The organism is Streptomyces sp. NPDC001204 (genome assembly GCF_053598035.1).
In genome coordinates, this window is sequence record NZ_JBSFJL010000039.1 from 30,270 (window position 1) to 50,481 (window position 20,212).

Sequence of the window (20,212 nt, forward strand, 5' to 3'; positions counted from 1 at the left end):
CTGTGCTCCTGGACTCCTCGTGCGCCGCCGCGGTGACCGGACCTGTGCTCCTGGACTCCTCGTGCGCCGCCGCGGTGACCGGACCTGTGCTCCTGGACTCCTCGTGCGCCGCCGCGGTGACCGGACCTGTGCTCCTGGGGTCCTCGTGCGCCGCCGCGGTGACCGGACCTGTGCTCCTGGGGTCCTCGTGCGCCGCCGCGGTGACCGGACCCGTGCTCCTGGACTCCTCGTGCGCCGTCACGGCGCCGCTCCCGTCGCCGCCGATACCGCCGCGGGCGTCGTCGCGCCCAGGCACGCCGCCGAGATCTCGTCCGCGGCCGGGCGGTCGAGTTCGCCGACGACGGCGCCGCGGGACATCACGAGGACGCGGTCGCAGATCTGGGCCAGTTCCTCGTGGTCGGAGCCGACGACGAGGACACCGAGGCCCTCCTCGGTGAGCGCGGTGACGGTGTCGAGCAGGGCACGGCGGGCGCCCACGTCGACGCCCTGCGTCGGCTCGTGCAGCACCAGGCAGCGCAGCCCGGGCCGCTGGAGCCACTTCGCGAGGAGCACCTTCTGCTGGTTGCCGCCGCTCAGGGTGCCGAGCGGCCGGTCGGGTTCGGTGCGTGGCCGTACGTCGTAGCGCTCCATCGCGTCCTGGACGGTGCGGCGCTCGGCGGTCCGGTCGACGAAGCCGCGGCGGGTGTGGCGGCGCAGGCTGACCAGGGTGAGGTTCTCGCGGATGCCGTAGCTCTGCACGCCGCTGTGCTGTTTGCGGTCGGCGGGCAGGACGGCGAGTCCCGCGGCGAGCGCGGCCGAGGGGCGCCAGGCCCGCAGGGTGCGCTCGCCGACGGTGAGGGTGCCCGCGGTGCGGTCGGAGCCGAGGAGCAGCATGGGCAGGGCGTCGTGGCCTGCGCCCGCGCGTCCGGTGACCCCGACGATCTCGCCCGCGTGCACGGTCAGGTCGATGGGGCTGCCGGTGCGGCCACGAAGTCCCTCGGTGCGCAGGACGGGCGCGCCGGGTTCGGTGCGCGCGGTCCGGGTGGCTGCGGCCTGCGGCGCGGATCCGATGATGGCGGCGGCGAGTTCACCGGGTCCTGCGATGTCGCCCGCCTCGTGCTCGGACACCAGGTGCCCGTCGCGCAGCACGACCACGCGGTCCGCGATCATGCCGACCTCTTCGAGACGGTGGGTGCAGAAGGCGACGGCGGTGCCGCGGGCGGTGACCCGGCGGATCGCGTCGAAGAGGCTGGTGCGCTCGCGTTCGGTGAGGTTGGCCGTCGGCTCGTCGAGGACCAGCAGCCTGGAGTGGCGCCGGCCGCGCGCGTACAGGGCACGGGCGATGGCGAGGACCGCCCGTTCGCCCTGCGGCAGTCGGTGTACGGGGGCCGCGGGGTCGATGTCCATGCCGAGGCCGTCCAGCAACTCCTTGACCTGTCTCGCCTGTTCCCGCCAGCGCACGAGTCCGGCGCGGGAGGTGACGAGGGCGCCGACGCACACGTTCTCGGCGACGCTGAGGGTCTGGGCGAGGGCCAGATCCTGGTGGACGAAGGCGAAGCCCAGGTCGGCGGAGGAGGTCGGGGTGAGCGGCAGCCGGTGCTCGGTGCCGTCGACGACGAGACGGCCACCGGCGTCGGGGGCGTGGAAGCCCGAGAGGATCTTGAACAGGGTGGACTTGCCGGCTCCGTTCTCGCCGAGGACCGCGGTGGTGCGGCCGGCCGGGAAGTCGAGGGAGACCGAGTGCAGGACGCGGGTCGGGCCGAAGGTCTTGCTGATGCCCTCCAGCCTGACGCCGCGGTGCTGCGCACGGGACCCGGCGTCCTCGGGCCGTCCGTCGCCCTGTTCCGTGAGCGTGCCGGGCGCGGTCATCGCGTCTTCCACAGGGCGGTGAAGCCACCGCGGTAGTCGGCGCCGTCGAACAGGGCGTCCTCGTCGGCGAGGTCCTTGCCCTTCAGGTTGTCCTTGACGAACAGCTTCAGCGGGACGACGGTCGTGGCCGCCTTCTGCCCGGCGATCGCGCGCAGGCTGCGGTCCATCATCGCCCAGCCCAGCCAGGAGTTGTTGTTGCCCACGTCGGCGCTCTGGACGCGCCCGTTGCGGACGAACTCCAGGTTGGCGGTGACCGCGTTGATGCTGGAGGCCTGCACCTCGGGCCGGTTCGCGGCCTCGATCGCGGGCACCGTGAACTGGGCGATGCCGTCGATCGCCGGGAACACCCAGTTCAGCTTGCGGTTGCGCATCAGCGTCGAGGAGGTGACCCGTTCGGCGCCCTGCTTGAAGTCCGCCTGGTTGAGATCGTCGACGGAGAGGCTGCAGCCGCTGCGGCAGAACTCCTTGAACCCGTCCTGGAGGCCCTGCTTCAGCGCCGTGAACGTCGCGACCGAGGGCAGGTGCTGGTACGAGGCGTGCACCGGACCGTCGGTCGCGGTGACCGCGTGGGCGGCGAGGATGCGGCCGGAGTCGTAGAAGTCGACGCTCACGGCACCGGCGGCGCCCTCCTCCAGCGGCGCGTTGGCGTCCACGTTGAACGCGGAGATCACCGGCACCTTGGCCTGCTGCGCGGCGCGGACGGCGCCGCTGACCTCGCTGAGGTTGATGCCGAAGGCGACCACGGCGGCGGCGTCGGTCGCGAGCGCCTGCTCGACACCCTTGCCCGCGGTGCTGGTGGAGCCCTTGGAGTCGAAGACGCGGACCTTCACTCCGGCCCGGCGGCCGGCCTCCGTCATCCCGTTCAGGACGGCGCGGACGTACGGGATGCTGTTGTCGAGGGTGACCACCCAGATCGTCTTGCCGCGGGCCGCGGTGATGTCGAAGGCGTCGCCGGGCTTGCTGAACACGGTGGGGCCGGAGGCCTTGTCGACCAGGGCCTGCGCGCTCTTCCGGGCGGCGGCGACGGTCTTGCTGTCGGCGGCCTTCTCGGTGATGCCCTGGGCGGCGCTGCACGCGGAGAGCGGCACGATCAGCGCGGCGGCGAGGAGTGCGGCACCGGCGGCTCTGCTCCGGGGGAGGCTGTGGATTCGCACGAGGGTTCCTTTCGGCGTTCGGGTGGAGTCGTGGGCGTGCGCTTCGCCTGCGCACGGGTGGCGCGGGGCCGTCCGGGCCGGGGGAGTGCCAGGCAGTGCCGGGGGGCGTACGTGGCGTTCCATCCGGTGAGGGACGTACCGGGGACGGCGTGCGCGCCGGCTCAGACGCGGGTGCGGCGGCGGGCGACGACGTGGGCGAAGGTGACGGCGAGTACGAGCGCCCCGCCGTTGAAGACGTTCTCCAGCCAGCCCGCCCCGCCGAGGAGCTGGAGTCCGGTAACGCCGGTGACCAGCAGGTACACGGCGATGACGGTGCCCCAGGCGTTGAACCGGCCGGGGCGGACGACCGTGGCGCCGAGGAACACGGCGGCGGCACCCGGCAGCAGGAACGACGAGCCGAGGTTCGGGTCGGCGCTGCCCAGCCGGCCGAAGCTGATCATCCCGGCGACACCGCAGAACAGGGCGCTGGCGATGAGCGCGCCGGTGCGCAGCCGGTCCACGGGAAGGCCGCTGAGCCGGGCCACCTCGCGGCCCTCACCGGTGAAGTACAGGTAGCGGCCGAGCGGGGTGTGCTCCAGGATCAGCCAGACCACGACGGCGACGGCGAAGCTGAACCACACCGGGTAGGGAAGACCGAGGAGTTTCCCGGTCGTCAGGTTGGTCAGCAGTTCGGGCGGACCGGCGATGACCTGGGACTGGCTGACCGCGAGCGTCAGACCGATGATCACGGTGCTGGAGCCGAGCGTGGTCACCATCGAGCTGATGCCGAAGCCGACCACGAACAGCGCGTTGAGCGCTCCCCACAGCAGACAGCTGACCAGCACGACCGGTACGGCGGCCGCGAGCGGCCACTCCTGCTGCTTCGTCAGGACGGCGGTGAGCGTCGACGCCCAGACGATGACGGCGCCGAAGGACAGGTCGAACTCGCCGGCGGCGAAGGGCAGGGTGAGACCCAGCACGGCCACGATCAGCACCGCCTGCGTGGAGGTGATCACGCGGAACGTGTCCATGGTGGGGAACGTGTCGGGGGCGAGCACCGAGTAGACGGCCACCAGGGCCACGAGGACCAGCAGGACCGCGTACCGCTGGAAGAGGTCCACGGCGCCGCCGGACGCGCGCCGGACCTCGGCGCTCTTCGTGCGGCCCGGCGGGGCGGCGGCCGCCGTGGAACCGGCCCGGGTCTGGGCGTCTTTACGGCTGGGAGGGACTTCCGCGTGCGGGGACGGGGTCTGCGGGGCGTCGGTTTGCATCGCTACCACCTCGGGCGGGTGAAGGCCTGTCGCAGGGGCGAGGAGGGCACTGGGGCGGAGGGTCGAAAGGGATGTACGGGTCGGCGGCCCGTACGAGCACGGCGCGAGAAGCCGTGCGGGGCACTTCGGCGAGATCGGGTGTGGCGGGCGCCCGGACCTCACCGGCCGGCGCGCGGTTTGACGTCGGTGGCGTCGGACCGCGGCCCCTGGACGGTCCCGGACGGACGCGGACCGGTCGGGCCCGGGTCCGTCCGGGACCCGGTGACGGGCGGCGCTTCCAGCGCCACGGTCACCGAGCGGGTGAGCCCGGCCGCGTCGGCGGTCAGCGTCGCCGAGGTGACGCCCGGACCGAGTGGCGGGCCGAGCGGCCGGGACAGCACGTACCCGAAGGGGTCGCCGGCGAGGCCCGCCGCCCACGCGAGGTCGTCGCGGACGTCGTCGGCGGTGAGGACACCGCTCGCGGCGCGATCGCCGGCCGCGCTCACGCTCCACGACACCGTGCCGGGCTCCCGGCCCCGTGCCGCCCCGGCGGGCATGTCGCCGGGGACGACCAGCAGCACGCCGGCGTTGGCGGCGACCAGGTCGGCGGGGCTGGGCCCCTCCCCGTAGACCTGGCGGCGCAGCTCCCAGCACAGGGCGAGCGGCGGCAGCAGGCCGGGGGAACCGGGTGCGACGCGCAGCAGCAGCCGCGCCCGCAGCACCACGGCGTCCGGTCGCTCGACCAGGACACGGCCACCGGGGTGCACCATGCCCGCCGTGACATGGGCGAGCGAGCGCTCACCGCCGGGTGCGGGGTCGGCGATGACGGCCCAGCGCGGGCCGTCGTCGGCGGTGCGGTCCAGCAGGGCCGCACGGATGCGTTCGGCCTCGGCGCCGTCCACCTCAGGGAAGGCCAGGTGGAGCGGGGCCATCGGCTCACCCGACTCCATGGCCCGCGCCAACAGCGCGGCCAGCCGCCGTACTTCACGTACCGGCAGCGGCCTGCTGTCCGCACGGCCCTGGAGACCGGCTTGCGTCATCGCTCTCGTCACGCCCCACAGGCTGCCGCGCGGCCCGTTAACGGCGGCGAAACGAGCACGGGGAACCCCCGTTTCGCCGCGCCCGGGGCAGGTGCCGTCCCCGGAGGGGGATGCAATTTCGGCCACTGACCACGTAGATTCCGTCCTTCAGTACCTGTTTTTCCGCCACGCCGGACCTCACTGAGCCGTCGGCGCGGCCCGGCACGACGAGACAAGGCGGTACGGATGACCCGGGAGAACGTCCATCTCATCCGGCGCAAGATCCAGCTGCCTCCCCTCCCCGACCGCGCCGTCGCCCGTCCCCGGCTCACCGCCCTGCTCGATCACGCGCTGCAACGGCACCAGACGGTGCAGATCCTCGGAATGGCGGGTTCCGGAAAGACGACGGCTGTGCGCCAGTACCTCGCGGCGACCAGCCGGCGCGTCGCCTGGCTGTCCCTCGACGACACGGATTGCGCGTCCGGCCGCCTGCTGACGTATCTGGAGGCGGCGCTGGCCTCGGCCGTTCCGGAGGTCGCGGGGACGGTCGCCTCGGCCCTGGCGGCGGGCATTCCGCACGCGGAGACCGCGGGGCTGCTGGCCGAGGCGACGGACCAGGCTGCCTTGGCGAGGGATACCTCGGAATCCTGGCGGAACGGCACCGGAAGCGGCGCCGCCGACTCCGTCGCGAACGGCGACGACGACGCCGATGTCGAACTGGTGCTCGTCCTCGACGAGGTGGAGCGGCTCAGCGGTTCCCCCGCCGCCCTCGCCGTCCTCGACGGCCTGCTCCGGTACGCACCCGAGGGCCTGCGGTTCCTGCTCGTCAGCCGGCGTGCTGTGCGCCTCGGTCAGGCACCGGTGCCGCGTACGGGGCCGGGTGGGCCGCCCGCCGTGATCGGTGAGGCCGAGCTCGCCCTCACCCGCGCCGAGGCCGCCCAGGTCGTCGCAGGGCTGCCGGGCCCGACCCGCGACGTGGAGCAGCTGCTGCGGGTGACCCGGGGCTGGGTGACCGGGGTGTGCTTCCTCGCCGAGACGCCCGCCGCGGACGACGACGCCTGGCCGTCACTCGACACGGAGCCGCTGTCCGCGTACATATCGCAGCAGCTCCTGGACGGGCTGACGGAGGATCAGCGGGATTTCCTCATCGGCACATCGGTGCTGGACGTGGTGACGGTGCCGCGCGCCGAGGCACTCGGCTTCCCCGACGCGGCCCGCACCCTCACCGCCCTGCGCGCCCACCAGCTGCCCGCCGTCTGGGAGGCCCGCCCGCCCGCGATGCGACTGCACCTGTGCTTCCGCGACTGCCTGGTGCAGCAGCTCGACGAGTACGGCGCCGTCCGCGCCCGTACCGCCCGGCTCACCGCGGCCGAACTCCTCGGCGCGGAAGGCCGGCACGAGGAGGCCGCCGAGGCCTTCCTCGGTCTCGGCGACACCGCGGCGGCGCTGCCGCACGCCGTCGAGGCGATCGAGGATGTCATCGAGCGCGGCGACCACGAGGTCGCCGAGCGCTGGCTGGACCAGCTCGCCTACGCGGACTCCGCGAGCAGCTCCCCGCTGACCACAGCCGAACTGATGCTGGCCGTGGGCCGCGAGGACTACCGGCGCGGGGTGCGCATCGCCGACCAGCTGCACCAGCTCGGCGAGCGCGACGCGATCGCCTCCCGGTCCACCCGGGCCGCCGCGATGATGGCGTGGTCGTACTACCACGCGTGCCGCGTCGACGACCTGGAACGGATGCTGCGGCTCGCCCCGCCCGGCGACGACATCGAGGCCGTGCACTACCTCGCGAGCCTGGTGGACTCCCGGGATCGTGGCCGGACCCCGCCGAGCGCGGTCGGTGTGCCCGCCGAGGGTCTGATCGCCCGCGCCCACTACTGGCGCGGCCGTCTGAACGACGTCCTCGCCAGCACCGACAGCCGCTGGGCGGGCGTGGTGTCCGGGCCCTGGCGGATCGCCGCGCTGCGGGCGCTGGGCCGTCTCGACGAGGCCGACCGGCTGCTGCGCGCCACCGTCGAACGCGGTGTGGTGACGGCCGGGCTGAGCGCGGTCGTCGGCGTGGAGCTGTCCGCCGAACTGGGCCAGGAGGAACGGGCCCGCGCCTTCCTCACCGAGGGCCGCGAAATCGCCCGGCGCAACGGCAGCCTGGTGTGGGACATGTTCTCGATGCTCGCCGAGGCGAAGCTCGAACTGTGGCTGTGCCGCAACCCGCAGCGGGCCCGCCGGGTCCTGGAGGACCTGGAGGCCCTTCCCTACGCGCGCAGCTACCAGTCCACCGGTGAACAACTCGACGCTCTCCACGGTTTCGCCCTGCTCGGCTGCGGCACGCCCGCCGACGACGCGGAGGCCCTCGTCCGGCTGCGCCGGGCGGTCGTCTCGATGCACGAGGCCGACCGCATCCTGGAGCTGTGCGCCGCCGCGGTGTACCTGGCGGAGGCCGAGTGGCGGGCCGGCGACCCCGACGCGGCCGACCGCGCCGCCGACCTGGCGCTCGCCACGGCCTACCGGCTGGGCACCCGCCACGCCCTGCTCGGCGCGCTGCGCGCGTTCCCCGGCGTGCTCTCCCGCCGCCTGGACGGGCTCACCGACACCGACTCCTCCTGGCACAGCCTCGGCCGCCCCCTCCTCTCCACCTCCGCACGACCCGCGCCCGCGGAGGTACGGGAGCCGCTGCCGGCCGCCGAGGGGACGTCCGCCGTGGTGGAGTTCCACGACCTCGGCCCCACCCGCCTCCTCGTCGACGGCGAGCTGCGCCGGCCCCGTATCGCCAAGTCGTACGAGCTGATGGGCCTGCTCCTCGCCGCGCCCGAGCGCACAGTGACCCGGACGGCCGCGCTCGACGCGCTCTTCGACAGCCGGTCCGACAACTCCGCGCGCGCCTACCTCCGCCAGGCCGTCCACCATCTGCGTCTCGTCCTGCCCGACGAGGAGGCGCTGCGGCTGGAGGACGGCACGATCTCGCTGGCCGGTGCGGCCCAGGTCACCACGTACACCGACGAGTTCACCGGCTGGGTCGCCACCGCGGCCGAGTGCGGGGGCGATCAGCGCCTGACCCGTCTCACGTCCGCGCTGGCCGTGGCCGCGCACGGACCGTACCTGCCGCGTGCCACGTCGGCGTGGGCGGAGAAACGGCGGGCGGAACTGGCCCGGCTGGTCCTCGACGTCACCACCGACGCGGCGGAACTCGCCTGGCGGCTCGACGAACCGCAGACAGCGCTGGCCCTGGCCGAGCAGGCCCTGGAGGGCGATCCCTACCGGGAGTCGATGTGGCGGCTGCTCATGCGGATCGCGGGGGCGCTCGGGCAGTACGACGAGGTCATCAACCACTACCGCCGGTGCGGACTCGCGCTGGAGGAGGTCAGCGCGAGCCCTTCCTCAGCGACGCGCCGGCTGCTGGCGGAGCTTCGGCACGGGTGAGACCAGCGGCACACATGGGTGGGACGGCCCACGCAAGACCGTCCCACCCCCGCTGCGCTCCCCACCTCCGGGCCGTTGACCAGGGCGAGGACTACTTGCCAGTTCCGCTGAGGTGAGCCGCCCATGGGTAGTAGACGTAGTCGAACGCCGCCGGCGCCCCGGTGATCCTGCTTCCGAGCCACACGTCGTTCGTCAGCTGGATGCCGGAGAACATCGGATTCATCTCGTCGTGCAGTTTCTGCTCCATCCGCACGACCAGCTTGGCGCGGGCGCCGTCGTCCTTCGTGCTGATCGCCTTGGCGTAGAGCCCGTCGATGTCGCTGTAGCCGGACTGGTTGAAGGTGCCTCCGGTGATCGCGGTGAGGCCCAGCCAGTCGAGCGGGTTCGGGATGTTCGGCCAGAACTGCGTGTACAGCAGGTCGGTGTCGCCACGCGTCGCCGGGTCGTACAGGTAGTTCGAGTAGCCGGTCGCGGGGACGACGTTGAGCTTGAAGTTCAAGCCGATCCTGTCGGCCGCGGCCTTGATCCCCAGGCCCAGCTGCTGCGTCTCCGCCTGCTGCGGAACCACGAGGCTGATCTGCTTCGACTTCACGTCGGCCGGAACGCCGGCGAGCAGCTTCTTCGCCTCCTCGACCTTCGCGGAGCCGTCGGTTCTGACCGAGTCGGCGTACGAGGTCAGCTCGTCCTTCGCGAAGCCGTACACGGCCGGCACGGTCTGCAGCGGAACAGCGGTCCCCTCACCGGCGTACACCTGGTCGCCGATGCCCTTCCAGTCGATGGCCGTCTGGAGCGCCTTGCGCACGTCCGCGTTGCCCATCGCGCCCTTCTGGTTCGCGACCACGAGCGTGACGGCCAGGGGCGCGGCACCCGAGTAGAGCTTGCCCGCCGACGACGCCTTCAGCTGTGCCAGCCCGGCCGTCGGCGGACCGTACGTTCCGTCGATCTGGCCCGAGAGCAGGCCGGAGGTGATCGCGGAGTCGTCGGTCAGGAAAGTGAAGTCGATGTTCTTCACCTTCAACGGCAGCGACTTGTTCCAGTAGCCGTCGTAGCGGCTCACGCTGATCGACTGACCCTGCGTCCACTTGCCGTACTTGTAGGGGCCGGTGCACATGACACCGACGCCCGGCGTACCGGCCTTCTTGCCGTGCTGCTCGTAGAACTTCTTCTCGACGACGACACCGGCGAAGCTCGCCAGCTCGTCGTTGAAGAGGTAGTCGGGCTCCTTGAGTCCGACGGTCACTTCGTCGGCGCCCGTCTTCGCGATCGAGGCGACGTTCGAGTACAGGTAGCCGTAGAAGCTCGACTTGTCCGTCATGTTGTGCCGCATGCTCCACACGACGTCGTCGGCTGTCATCGGCGAGCCGTCCCAGAAGGTGACGTCGCCGCGCAGCTTGTAGACCCAGGTCTTCGGGTCGGGGTTCGAGTACGACGTCGCCAGATTGGGCTTGATCTGGAAGTCGGGCGTCTGGGCGAGCAGTGTCTCGCACATGTTCGAGTTGATCATGTTCGGCGTGTAGTCCGCCGACTGGAAGGGGTCGACGGTCTGGGGCTCGCCCTGGAAGACGTTCCAGGTGATCGTGTCGACCGACCCCGAGCCTTTCGGCGTGAAGGTCGTCAGCGCGTCGGAGGACCCGGTCGCTCCGGCGCCGGAGGCGCCTCCGGAGCAACCGGCCAGCACGAGGGTGGCTGCGGCGGCGACGGCGGCGAGTGCCGTCGCCCGTCCGCGGGGGCGGGGTGAGTACATGGCGGAACTCCCGTTCAGTGTCGGGCCGTGAGGGCTTCGGGGTCCCACCCGCTGCGGGGGACGCTGTCGCGCAACAAGCGGGTGTAGGGGTCTTGGGGGTTGTCGAGCACGGCGGCGGTGGGCCCTTGCTCGACGACGGCGCCGTGGCGCATGACGATCGTGTCGTCGGTCACCTGGCGGATGACGGCGAGATCGTGGCTGATGAACAGGTAGCTCACGCCGCGTTTCCGCCGGATGTCCGAGAGCAGATTGAGGATCTGCGCCTGGATCGAGACATCCAGGGCCGACACGGCCTCGTCGAGGATGAGGATGTCCGGATCGGCGGCGAGCGCGCGAGCGATGGCGACGCGTTGGCGCTGCCCTCCGGAGAGTGACCTCGGCAGTGCCGCGAGCTGCCGGTCGTCGAGTCCGACGAGCTCGGCGAGTTCGCTCACGCGCTTCCTGGTCTCGTCGCGGCCGAGCCGGAAATGCACGCCGACGACTTCCGCGAGGCAGTCGCCGATGCGCTGACGGCGGTCGAGCGAGGTGTACGGGTCCTGGAAGACGATCTGGATGTCCCGGCCCCGCTCACGGCGACTGCGCGCGGAACGCGCCGGGTGTGTGCGGTCCTCGCCCCGGAACATGATGCGACCGCCGGAGGGACGCTCCAAGCCGATGATCATCCGTGCTGTGGTCGTCTTCCCGGAGCCGGATTCGCCGACGATGCCGAGGGCCCCGCCCGGGGCCAGGGCGAAGCTCACGTCGGCGACCGCCGTTGCCTCGGCACGCCCACGGCCGAACGTCTTGGTCAGGTGTTCGACCACGAGCAGCGGTTCGGTCATCGCTGGACCTCCTCGTTCGAAGGGGAGCCGGCGTGCTGCCGCTCCACCATCTGTCCGCGCAGGCCGGGCATCCGGACGCACCGGGTCTGCGACGGGCCGATCTGCAGCAGGGGCGGCATTCCTGCCCGGCACCGCTCCTCGGCGAAGCGGCAGCGCGGCGCGAACGCACAGCCGTCCGGTGCCTCGTAGGCGGTGGTCGGATGACCGGTGATCGCGGGCAGCCGGTCGACGCGTCGGTCGATCTCCGGTCGCGCCTGCACCAGTGCGGCGGTGTAGGGGTGGAGCGGGTCCTGGTGCAGCCGCACCGACGCCTGGCGCTCCATGACCTGGCCGGCGTACAGCACGATCGTCTCGTCGCACACGGCTCCGGCGAGCTCCAGGTCGTGAGTGATGAAGAGCATCGCCATGCCGTACTCGCGCTGCATACGCCCGAGAATCGCCATCACCTCCGCCTGGGTGGTGACATCGAGCGCGGTCGTCGGCTCGTCGGCGAGGACGAGCCGGGGTCGCGCGGCAACCGCGGCAGCGATCATCACCCGTTGCAGCAGGCCGCCGGAGAGCTCGTGGGGGTACTGCCGCAGCCGGCGCTCCGGGTCCCCGATCCCGACCTCGGCGAGCAGCTCCTGCGCGCGCTTGCGAGCAGCGGGCTTCGGCATCCGGTCGTTGGTGCGCATCGCCTCGGTGAGGAAGTCGCCGATCGTGCGTACGGGGTTCGTGTAGGCCCGTGCGTCCTGGAAGATCATCGCGACGTCCTTCGCCCGATAGGACCGCAGGGCGTCGGCACGAAGGTCGAACACCTCGGCGCCGTCGAAGCGGACACCGCCCCGGACGTCGGCGCCGTCGGGGAGCAGGCGCGCGATGGTGCGAACCGTCATCGACTTGCCCGAACCGGACTCGCCGACCAGGCCGAGAGTGCTTCCGCTGCCGAGTGAGAACGAGACATCGCGCAGCACGGTGCGCAACTCGCCCGCGACAGGCAGCCGGACCGTCAGACCGTCGACTTCGAGAAGTGCGTTCACGAGCGTGCCTCCCAGCGTTCCGTGAGCCGGTCGCCGAGCACGTTCACGGCACCGACGGTGATGACGATGAGTGCGCTGGCGAACAGGGCCTCCTGCGGGTGCTGTTGCAGCACACCGGCCATACCGCTGCCGACCATCGCGCCCCAGTCCGATGTCGGCGGCTGCACCCCGAGGCCGATGAACGAGAGGCCGGCGAAATCCATCAGGGCGAACCCGAAGGCGAGTGTGGCGTTGGCGACGATCAGCCCGCCCACGTTGGGCAGGATGTGCCGCAACGCGATCCGCAGCCCGTGCACGCCCTGAACCCGCAGTGCCGCGATGTAGGGCAGTGAGCGCTCCCGCAGCGCAGCGCTCCGCACGATCCGCGCGATGTAGGGGACATAGGCGATGGAAAGCGCCGCGGTGGCGGCCTTCAGACCGGACCCGAACAGGGCGGTCGCCAGGATCGCCAGCAGCAGCCCTGGGAAGGCGAACACGGCGTCGACGACGCGCACCACCATCTGGTCGAACCAACCGCCGAACCACACGGCCGTGAGCGCGAGGATCGTCCCGAGGAGAGTCGAGATCATCACGACGAGGAACGGTCCGGTCAGCGCGGTCCGGGAGCCGTGGACGAGGCGCGAGAGAAGGTCCCGCCCGCTTGCGTCGGTTCCCAGCAGATGCGTGCCGCTCGATCCCTGGTACGCACCGGAGAGGTCGACGGCGTTCGGATCGTGGGGGGCGAGGAGGGGCGCGAGGACGGCGAAGCAGACGACGAGTCCGAGGACGGCGACCGCCACCCAACCGGATACGCCGATGGATCTCGTACGACGCGTCGTCCGCGAGCCGGCCTTTCGGGCCCCGATGCGTCGCACCGCTGCTGTCGTGCTCATGAGTCCTTCTTCCCGATCGACACGCGCGGGTCGAGCAGTGTGTAGGCGATGTCGATGAGGGTGTTCAGCACGATGAAGGCGGCGACGTACATCAGGCAGATCGCCTGTACGACGGGGAAGTCCTTCTGCTGCACCGAACTCACGAGGAACTGACCGAGCCCGCCGAGTTGGAAGACCTGTTCCACGACGACGCTTCCCGCGATCAGACCCGCGATCGTGAGACCCGCGACGGTGAGCACCGGCATCGCGGCGTTGCGCATCACATGTCTGCGTACGACGGCCCCGTGGGGCAGTCCGCGGCTGATCGCCGTCTGCACGTGATCGGCCGACAGCTCCTGCCGGATCGCGGTCTGGGCGAGTCGCGCGACGAACGCGACCGACGCGAGCGCGAGCGCGATCGACGGAAGAACCATGTGGTAGACCTCGTCGAGCCCCGCACGGCCGGCGCCGAACACCGGGAACCACTCCAGGTCGACGGCGAACACGATGATCAGCACGACCGCACCGACGAAGGTCGGCACCGCCATGACGGCCGTCGCGCCGGCCATGGCGGACCGTGACAACCAGCCGGGCCTGAGGCCGGCGAGAGTGCCGATGGCCAACCCGAGCACCAGGACGATCGCCGCGGCCATGAGGACGAGCAGCGTGGTCGCGAAGGCGCGGCTTCCGACCAGCGACGCCACCGGTTGGTTGTAGATGATCGAGGTTCCGAAGTCGCCGTGCGCCACGCCGCCCAGCCACCTCAGGTACTGCTGCCAGACGGGGTCGTCGAGGTGGTACTCGGCCTTGATCGAGGCGATTGCCTCGGGGCTCATGGTGCGACCGTGCGTGAGGTAGGTCAGCGGGCTTCCCGGCGCGGCGTAGAGCGCTCCGAAGACGACCAGGCTCGCGATGAACAAGGTCACCACCAGCCCCACGACGCGAGTGGCGACGAACCGCAGCATCACGCCGACGGGCCGCTGCTTCGCCTTCGCCTGCCCTGATCGCACGGGTGCCGTCACGGTCGCGGGGCTCATCGGTTCACCTCTGGCTGCGCGTGATGGACCACGCGGCCACCCACGACCGTCCGCAGCACCCGCGTGTCGAGCAGTTCCTCCAGTGGCCGGGTGAAGATGTCCCGGTCGAGAACGATGAAGTCGGCGTACAGCCCCTCGGTGAGACGGCCGTGCAGGTGTTCGGATCGGCTCGCCCAGGCGGCGTCACGTGTGGCGTGCACGATCGCGTCCGCCAGCGGCAGGGCGTAGTGCGCGATGTTGGCGGGCAGCGACGGATCGAGTGCCGAGCGCCGTGTCGCCGCGATGAACATGTTGGGCAGCGGCGCATGCGGCGACGTGGGGGAGTCGGTGCCGAGCACGAGGGTGGCTCCGGCATCGGTCATCTCGGGCCACGGGAAGCCGCGGTCGGCCCGCTCGTCGCCGAGCACGCGTCGCCAGTTCTCCTGGATGGCGGGATCGGCGTGCACGGGCTGCATGCTCGCCGTGATGCCGAGTGCTGCCAGCCGGTCGATGTCCGCCGGGTCGACGACTTCGAGATGTTCGATGCGGTGGCGGCGCTCCTTGGGGCCGTTGAGGGCGACGGCGTGCTCGACGGCGCCGATCGCGACCCGGATCGCCTCGTCCCCGATGGCGTGCATGGCGACCTGCAGGCCGGCCGCGTCCGCGGCGGCCACCACCGGCGCGAGTTCGGCAAGGCTCCAGATCGGGTCGGCGTTCGTGCCGTTCACGTAGGGCTTGCCGAGGGATGCGGTGCACCCGTCGACGGTTCCGTCGACCATGACCTTGATGCCGGTCACGCGCAGGAACGGGGTCGCCCGGTGGGTGGCGAGCTCGACGGCGCGCTCGACCTGGGCGAGGTTCCTCCCCTCGTCGCCGGTGGGCTGGACGCGCCAGAACGCGGCGATTCGTGTGGTCAGGACGCTCGCCTCATCGGCACGACGCATCGCCTCGTAGTCGCCTTCGCCCAGCGCCATCTCGGTCGAACCGACGATCCCGGACTCGGCGTAGGCCGCGAGGACGACCGCCAGGGCCTCGTCACGGTCGAAGTCAGTGGCGAATCGGTCGAGTACCGGCCACACGAGGTGGTGCATCGCGGTCTCGTCGACCAGGCCGGTGGCCGCGCCCCGCTCATCCCGGTGGACCGTTCCGCCCGGTGGCGATGCCGTGGTGTCGTCGATGCCGGCTTCGGCGAGGGCGGCCGAGTTCAGCCAGATCGAGTGGAAGTCGTAGGCCTGCGCGTAGACGGGCCGGTCGGCGACGACGGCGTCGAGCATGCCCCGATCGGGTGTGCCGCCCGGGATGTCACCGTGTTTCCACCCGGTGGCGAGCACCCGAGGTGCGTCGGGGTTCTCCTCCGCCCACGTCCGGATGCGCCGCTGGATCTCCTCCACCGTGTTGGCGCCCCACAGATCGACCTGGACCGCCGCCTCACCGGTGCCGATCACATGCGCGTGGCCGTCGACGAAGCCGGGGAGGACGGTCGCGCCGTCGAGGTCGTGGGTCAGGGCATCCGGTCCGGCCACACGCGCTGCGGTGGCCTCGTCGCCGACGTAGGTGAGCCGGTCGCCCACCACCACGAGCGAGTCGGCCCAGGGGCGTTGGTCGGAGGTGAAGATCCGGGCGTTGCGGTAGAGATGAGCGGGCATGGTCGCGTCCTTGTCCATCGGGTTCCTCAGAAACGGTCGAGACCCTCACGGGCCGCAGCGTCGGGGTTGCCCGCCCGGTACTCGAGGGCAACGCCGGGAAGGTCGAGAGAGGCCGTGAACAAGGTGCTCCACTGTTCGTGGCCCGGCTGGGAATCGTCGGCACGGACGCACACCACCGCGGCGGCACCGTCGCCGCCGCAGAAGGCGGCCGCGCGCTCCGGCGCGGAGCGGCCGGTCATGCCGCCGCGCACCGCGTGCGTGTGGTGATACCGCTCGGCCGACACCGACTCCGGAGTGCTGGTGTCACCGCCGGCGAGGCCGGGGTCGAGAAAGTGGTTGGTGTGGATGAGCCAGCCATCCGCACCGGGTCGCACCACGGCGAATCCGGCCGGCGACATCTCGATGGACGCTGCTGCGGAGTGGCCGTCCCGGTAGGTCGCGACGGTGAGCACGGTGGACGCGCTCACGGTCGCGGAGGCGACGATGTCGCGGGCCTCCGCCACCGTGGCCGCCTCCTCGAGGACGCGACGCGCGACAGCGTGGACGGGCACACCGCCGGCGGCGTTGTCCGAGCGGTGGTGCAGGATGTTGAAATGCAGGCCGAGGCCGGCGTCGTTCACCCCGATCTTCGCGGCCGTGCCGAACTCGGTGAACAGCTTCACCCGGCGTCGCGTTCCGGTCACGAGCGACAGCAGCAGACCGTCCGGCGTGAGCGAGTCGTGCCAGTCCCATGTCTGGATCGTCTCGGGCGGTCCGCCGGAGAGCGGTGTGTGCACGGCGGTTGTGCACTCGCCCTTCCCGGGCGCGGCGGCCAGTACTTCGGTCCGTGCGCCGACCGCTGCCACCTGCCATGGCTCGATTCCTGATGCCTCGGCGATGCCGTCGGACTCCTCGGCCAGCCCCGGGTACCAGTCGCGCAAGGCGTCATGGCTGTGGGCGACGATGTCGCGGACGGTCGTCTCCGAGATGCCCAGAACCTTGAAATGCGCCAGGTAGCGGGCGCTGACGTCACGCACCTGGTCCGCGTACCGCGTGCCGATCTCGCGTCCACGGTCGCGGGAGTCGGTGGTGGTCGTGCGCAGTGTGTGCAGCTTCATGGTGTTGCTGTGCGACCTTTGCTTGTGAGGCCCGTCACGGTGAGGGGCGGGCGACACGCTAGGTACATAAAACGTTTAATACAATGGTGATCGTCGTGTCACTTTCTGCTTTTCCGCCGCCCTCGGCGTGCGTCGGCGACCACGGTCCGGCGGCCTGAGGGAGCAGCGGAAGGTACGTACCAAGGAGGGCCGTCGTGGCTCGATCGAAGGGCGTCACCATTCGCGATGTCGCCCAGCGCGCGGGTGTCTCCATCGCGGCGGTCTCGATGGCGCTCAATGGCACCGGGACGCTGAGCGCGGCCACGCGGCTGCGCGTCCGGGCCGTCGCCGAGGAGATGGAGTACCAGGCCGACGCCCTCGCGCGCGGTCTGCGACGTTCGTCGGTCGGGGCGATCGGACTCGTCATGCGATCGCTGGACGCGCTGGGTGAGTACGCGCCGCGGGGCGTCGATGTGTTCACCCGCTACATCGGTGCCGCTTCGGCACAGGCGATGGACCGCGGACTCAGTGTGATGCTCGTGCCCGACCCGACCAAGCGGCCGACACCACCACTGGCGCTGTCACTCGACGGCTACATCGTGACGATGCCGCACGTGGACGATCCGGTGATCGATCTCCTCGAACGGCGTGGGATCCCGTACGTGACGCTCGGACGCGATCCCAGCCGCCCGGATTTCACCGACTGGGCCACCGAGGACGACGGCTCCAGCTTCGGGCGCATCTACGAGCACTTCGCCGCATCCGGTGCCCGGTCGATCGTGCTGCTGCGCGGAACCGACCCCAACGCGTGGAACATCGACAGTGAGGCGACGTACCGCGCGTGGTGTGAGAGCGCCGGGATCACGCCGCGCGTCTACACGTCGGCCGAGCGCGCCGGCGAGCACGGCGGCGAGAACATCGCGCACGCGATCGTGGACGACGGGATCCCCGACGCGATCCTGTGCCACACCGGTCGTCAGGCGGCCGGCGTGCTCGCGGGTCTCACGGCGCGCGGCGTCGCCGTGCCCGACCGGACGATGCTTGCCGCGGCTTCCGACTCCGAGCACACCCGGCACAGCCGGCCCGCCATCTCGGCAGTCGAACTCCACGCCGGTGAAACGACGTTGGCGCTGCTCGACCTTCTCCAGGCGCGCATCGCGGGCGAGCCGAGCGCGGGACCGGTCCTGACGACCGCCCGGTTCCGGGTCCGCGCGTCCTCGCGGCGCACCGACACGAACGCCCGGTGCTCACCGAGCCGGGACGACTGAGACGTGTCCCGCCCTGCCGTATGCGCCCTTCGCCCGCACGACTTCGATCCTGGTCGACGCTCAGGTGAACACGCCGGTCGTCAGGGAGCCTTGACGTACCGCGCCGCCAAAGGCCCAGGTTCGGACGCGTGGGGAGTGACGCGGCGTCAGCTGGTCGTGCCGCCCGCGACCCACTGGCTCCACGGCATGTTCCAGTCGCTGAGGCCGTTGTCCGGGGCCAGCACGCTCGTGTCCTCGGAGTTCTTGACGATCACGACGTCACCGATCATCGAGTTGTCGAAGAACCACGCGGCGGGCCGCTTGCCGTCGTCGCCGCCCTTGACGTCCTTCAGGCCCACGCAGCCGTGGCTGGTGTTGACCTTGCCGAAGACCGAGTCGGCACTCCAGTAGTTGCCGTGGATGAACGTGCCCGAGGCGGACAGGCGCATGGCGTGCGGTACGTCCGCGATGTCGTACGCGGGCTTGCCGTCCTTCTTCGTGAGGCCGACGGTCGCACCGTTCATGCGGATCTGCTTGAACTTCTCGGAGATGACCATCTGCCCGTTGTACGTGGGGTGTTCGGGGCTGCCGGACGAGATCGGGATGGTCCTGATCGTCTTGCCGTCCCGTACGACGGTCATCTGCTTCGTCTTGGCGTCGACGGTGCTGATCTGGCTCCGGCCGATCTTGAACGTGATCGTCTTCTGGGCGCCGTGGAGGCCGAGCTTGACGGTGACGGTGGAGCCGGGCTTCCAGTAGTCCCTGGGGCGGAAGTCCAGGCGGTCGTTGTTGAACCAGTGACCGACGACTTGCTGGCCGCTGCTGGAGCTGACCTGGATCTTCGACTGTACGGCGGCCTTGTCCCTGATCGCCTTGTCGAAGTTGACGCTCACCGGCATGCCCACGCCGACGGTCGAGCCGTCCTCGGGGGAGAGGTGCCCGATGAAGCCGTCGGCCGGGGAGGCTGTGGTGATCGTGGCGTACCCGGTGACGGAGCGGCCGTTGGCGTCCTCGGCGTCTGCGGCGACCTGATACCTGGTGGCCCGATCCAGCGGACCGTTCGGCTTCCAGGACGTGCCGTCCGCGGACAGGGTGCCCGGAATCTCGGCGCCGGTCGCGACGGCGGTCATGGTCACCTTGGTGAGCTTGCCCTTACTGACGGTGACCTGGACGGGTTTGCCGGCCCCGACGCTGTCGGCTCCCCGCGGGGGCGTGATCTTCACTCGGGCTTCGGAAACGTCCGGGGCAGCCGCCTGATCCTGCCGCACCTGCGATTTCGGGTGGTCCCCGGCGCCGCTGCCACTGGTGGCGGCGTTGCTGGTGCCGCCGAGGGCCGTGAGGGCGACTACGCCGCCGAGTACGCCGGCCGTGGCGACCAGCCCGGTGCGTCGTTTACGTGCCGTGATCAAACGCTTCTCCCATGTCACTGCTCTTCGAATCCCCGAGGCCGACTGCCCGAGGTCTGTAACTGGCTTTAGAACCACTTATACGCATTCATGCGTCCCGAAATGGGCAAACTGTGGCGAAGGCCACGCATGTCGAGCGCGACGCCGAGGCCCTGCTCGGCGGCCGGACGGCGCGAAGTCGATCTTCAGGGAGTGCGACACGACTTGGCGCCCTGGACGCCGGCTGGGTCGCCCAGGACGCGGGCGGCAGGCAGGTGGAGGTCGGCGTCATCGCGGGTGCTCCGAGAGCCGCCTCCGACCTGATGGTCGCCGGCCCTGCCCGGCAACGCGAAAGTGGTGGCGAACCAGCCCGGCATGTTCAACCCGGTCAAGGCCCAGGATGTCGCCGAGAACATGATCCAGGCACACCCCGACCGGGACTACGTCTTCGTCGCCAACGAGGAGACGGCCTTCGCCGTCCGCAAGGTCTTCGACGCCGCCGGCGGCAAGGACATCAAGATCGTCACCGAGAACGGCACCGGCGAGGGGCTGGCCGCCGTCAAGGACGGCCGCTTCTCGGCCACGGTCGCCAACTCGCCCGAGCTGATCGGTGAAACGGCCGTCAAGAGCACGGTCGACCTGCTCGAGAAGGGCGAGAAGGGCAAGGTCACGAGCATTCCGCTCACACTGATCACCAAGGACGACGTGGAGGAGGCACCGCAGTACTGCTCCAAGTGAGC

At 71.0% G+C, this 20,212-nt stretch carries 16 protein-coding genes; 3 read left to right on the plus strand and 13 right to left on the minus strand.

Annotated elements, in window-relative coordinates:
* The 5 genes from ACWC91_RS35785 to ACWC91_RS35805 form a co-directional block, all read right to left on the minus strand.
* A partial coding sequence (locus ACWC91_RS35785; RefSeq protein ID WP_450726208.1) for a hypothetical protein occupies positions 1–241 on the minus strand: 241 nt, incomplete at its 3' end.
* Positions 238–1,848 (minus strand): sugar ABC transporter ATP-binding protein, encoded by a 1,611-nt coding sequence (locus tag ACWC91_RS35790; RefSeq protein WP_450640947.1) that lies wholly within the window; start codon positions 1,846–1,848, stop codon positions 238–240. The genes ACWC91_RS35785 and ACWC91_RS35790, both read right to left, overlap by 4 nt.
* The gene (locus ACWC91_RS35795) at positions 1,845–3,002 is read right to left on the minus strand and encodes a sugar ABC transporter substrate-binding protein (protein ID WP_225078382.1); all 1,158 of its coding nucleotides are present in this window, start codon (positions 3,000–3,002) and stop codon (positions 1,845–1,847) included. Before ACWC91_RS35795 ends, ACWC91_RS35790 begins: the two co-directional genes overlap by 4 nt.
* A gap of 161 nt (positions 3,003–3,163) precedes the next feature.
* Positions 3,164–4,252 carry an ABC transporter permease gene (locus ACWC91_RS35800; RefSeq protein WP_225078383.1) on the minus strand — a complete coding sequence of 363 codons (1,089 nt, stop codon included), beginning with the start codon at positions 4,250–4,252 and terminating at the stop codon, positions 3,164–3,166.
* Between the two features lie 158 nt (positions 4,253–4,410).
* Positions 4,411–5,271: a hypothetical protein gene (locus ACWC91_RS35805; RefSeq protein WP_450640945.1), complete on the minus strand. Its 861-nt coding sequence runs from the start codon at positions 5,269–5,271 to the stop codon at positions 4,411–4,413.
* Between the two features lie 225 nt (positions 5,272–5,496).
* Here ACWC91_RS35805 and ACWC91_RS35810 point away from each other — a divergent pair, with 225 nt between their 5' ends.
* On the plus strand, positions 5,497–8,667 hold the full coding sequence (locus ACWC91_RS35810) for a BTAD domain-containing putative transcriptional regulator (protein WP_450640943.1): 3,171 nt from the start codon (positions 5,497–5,499) through the stop codon (positions 8,665–8,667).
* 91 nt (positions 8,668–8,758) lie between these two features.
* On the opposite strand, the gene ACWC91_RS35815 is transcribed toward ACWC91_RS35810, so the two are convergent.
* The 7 genes from ACWC91_RS35815 to ACWC91_RS35845 are packed head-to-tail and all read right to left on the minus strand — an operon-like array spanning position 8,759 to position 16,861.
* Positions 8,759–10,411, minus strand: a complete 1,653-nt coding sequence (locus ACWC91_RS35815) for an ABC transporter substrate-binding protein (RefSeq protein ID WP_225078386.1) — start codon at positions 10,409–10,411, stop codon at positions 8,759–8,761.
* Positions 10,412–10,425: 14 nt separating this feature from the next.
* Positions 10,426–11,232, minus strand: coding sequence for an ABC transporter ATP-binding protein (locus ACWC91_RS35820; RefSeq protein ID WP_225078387.1), 807 nt, complete (start codon positions 11,230–11,232; stop codon positions 10,426–10,428).
* A complete protein-coding gene (locus tag ACWC91_RS35825; protein ID WP_450640941.1) occupies positions 11,229–12,251 on the minus strand; it encodes an ABC transporter ATP-binding protein in 1,023 nt (340 codons plus the stop codon). Before ACWC91_RS35825 ends, ACWC91_RS35820 begins: the two co-directional genes overlap by 4 nt.
* Positions 12,248–13,123, minus strand: a complete 876-nt coding sequence (locus ACWC91_RS35830; protein WP_376504374.1) for an ABC transporter permease — start codon at positions 13,121–13,123, stop codon at positions 12,248–12,250. Before ACWC91_RS35830 ends, ACWC91_RS35825 begins: the two co-directional genes overlap by 4 nt.
* Positions 13,120–14,139, minus strand: coding sequence for an ABC transporter permease (locus ACWC91_RS35835; RefSeq protein WP_376504373.1), 1,020 nt, complete (start codon positions 14,137–14,139; stop codon positions 13,120–13,122). Before ACWC91_RS35835 ends, ACWC91_RS35830 begins: the two co-directional genes overlap by 4 nt.
* A complete protein-coding gene (locus ACWC91_RS35840; RefSeq protein WP_450640940.1) occupies positions 14,136–15,782 on the minus strand; it encodes an amidohydrolase in 1,647 nt (548 codons plus the stop codon). Before ACWC91_RS35840 ends, ACWC91_RS35835 begins: the two co-directional genes overlap by 4 nt.
* Before the next feature lie 8 nt (positions 15,783–15,790).
* Positions 15,791–16,861 (minus strand): C45 family autoproteolytic acyltransferase/hydolase, encoded by a 1,071-nt coding sequence (locus ACWC91_RS35845; RefSeq protein ID WP_376504370.1) that lies wholly within the window; start codon positions 16,859–16,861, stop codon positions 15,791–15,793.
* Positions 16,862–17,055: 194 nt separating this feature from the next.
* Here ACWC91_RS35845 and ACWC91_RS35850 point away from each other — a divergent pair, with 194 nt between their 5' ends.
* A complete protein-coding gene (locus ACWC91_RS35850; RefSeq protein ID WP_225078393.1) occupies positions 17,056–18,108 on the plus strand; it encodes a LacI family DNA-binding transcriptional regulator in 1,053 nt (350 codons plus the stop codon).
* A 146-nt stretch (positions 18,109–18,254) separates the two neighbouring features.
* Here ACWC91_RS35850 and ACWC91_RS35855 read toward each other — a convergent pair whose 3' ends face one another.
* Entirely contained in the window at positions 18,255–19,496 is a 1,242-nt protein-coding gene (locus tag ACWC91_RS35855) for an Ig-like domain-containing protein (RefSeq protein WP_450640938.1), read from the minus strand.
* A gap of 333 nt (positions 19,497–19,829) precedes the next feature.
* Between ACWC91_RS35855 and ACWC91_RS35860 the strand changes: the two genes are divergently transcribed.
* Positions 19,830–20,210: a sugar ABC transporter substrate-binding protein gene (locus ACWC91_RS35860; protein WP_450640937.1), complete on the plus strand. Its 381-nt coding sequence runs from the start codon at positions 19,830–19,832 to the stop codon at positions 20,208–20,210.
* Positions 20,211–20,212 lie beyond the last annotated feature (2 nt).

What these genes read in the sequence shown, in the direction of transcription:
- ACWC91_RS35790 (WP_450640947.1), bottom strand. Translation starts at nt 1,848, where the DNA reads ATGACCGCGCCCGGCACGCTCACGGAACAGGGCGACGGACGGCCCGAG.
- ACWC91_RS35800 (WP_225078383.1), bottom strand. Translation starts at nt 4,252, where the DNA reads ATGCAAACCGACGCCCCGCAGACCCCGTCCCCGCACGCGGAAGTCCCT.
- ACWC91_RS35805 (WP_450640945.1), bottom strand. Translation starts at nt 5,271, where the DNA reads ATGACGCAAGCCGGTCTCCAGGGCCGTGCGGACAGCAGGCCGCTGCCG.
- ACWC91_RS35810 (WP_450640943.1), top strand. Translation starts at nt 5,497, where the DNA reads ATGACCCGGGAGAACGTCCATCTCATCCGGCGCAAGATCCAGCTGCCT.
- ACWC91_RS35815 (WP_225078386.1), bottom strand. Translation starts at nt 10,411, where the DNA reads ATGTACTCACCCCGCCCCCGCGGACGGGCGACGGCACTCGCCGCCGTC.
- ACWC91_RS35820 (WP_225078387.1), bottom strand. Translation starts at nt 11,232, where the DNA reads ATGACCGAACCGCTGCTCGTGGTCGAACACCTGACCAAGACGTTCGGC.
- ACWC91_RS35830 (WP_376504374.1), bottom strand. Translation starts at nt 13,123, where the DNA reads ATGAGCACGACAGCAGCGGTGCGACGCATCGGGGCCCGAAAGGCCGGC.
- ACWC91_RS35835 (WP_376504373.1), bottom strand. Translation starts at nt 14,139, where the DNA reads ATGAGCCCCGCGACCGTGACGGCACCCGTGCGATCAGGGCAGGCGAAG.
- ACWC91_RS35840 (WP_450640940.1), bottom strand. Translation starts at nt 15,782, where the DNA reads ATGGACAAGGACGCGACCATGCCCGCTCATCTCTACCGCAACGCCCGG.
- ACWC91_RS35845 (WP_376504370.1), bottom strand. Translation starts at nt 16,861, where the DNA reads ATGAAGCTGCACACACTGCGCACGACCACCACCGACTCCCGCGACCGT.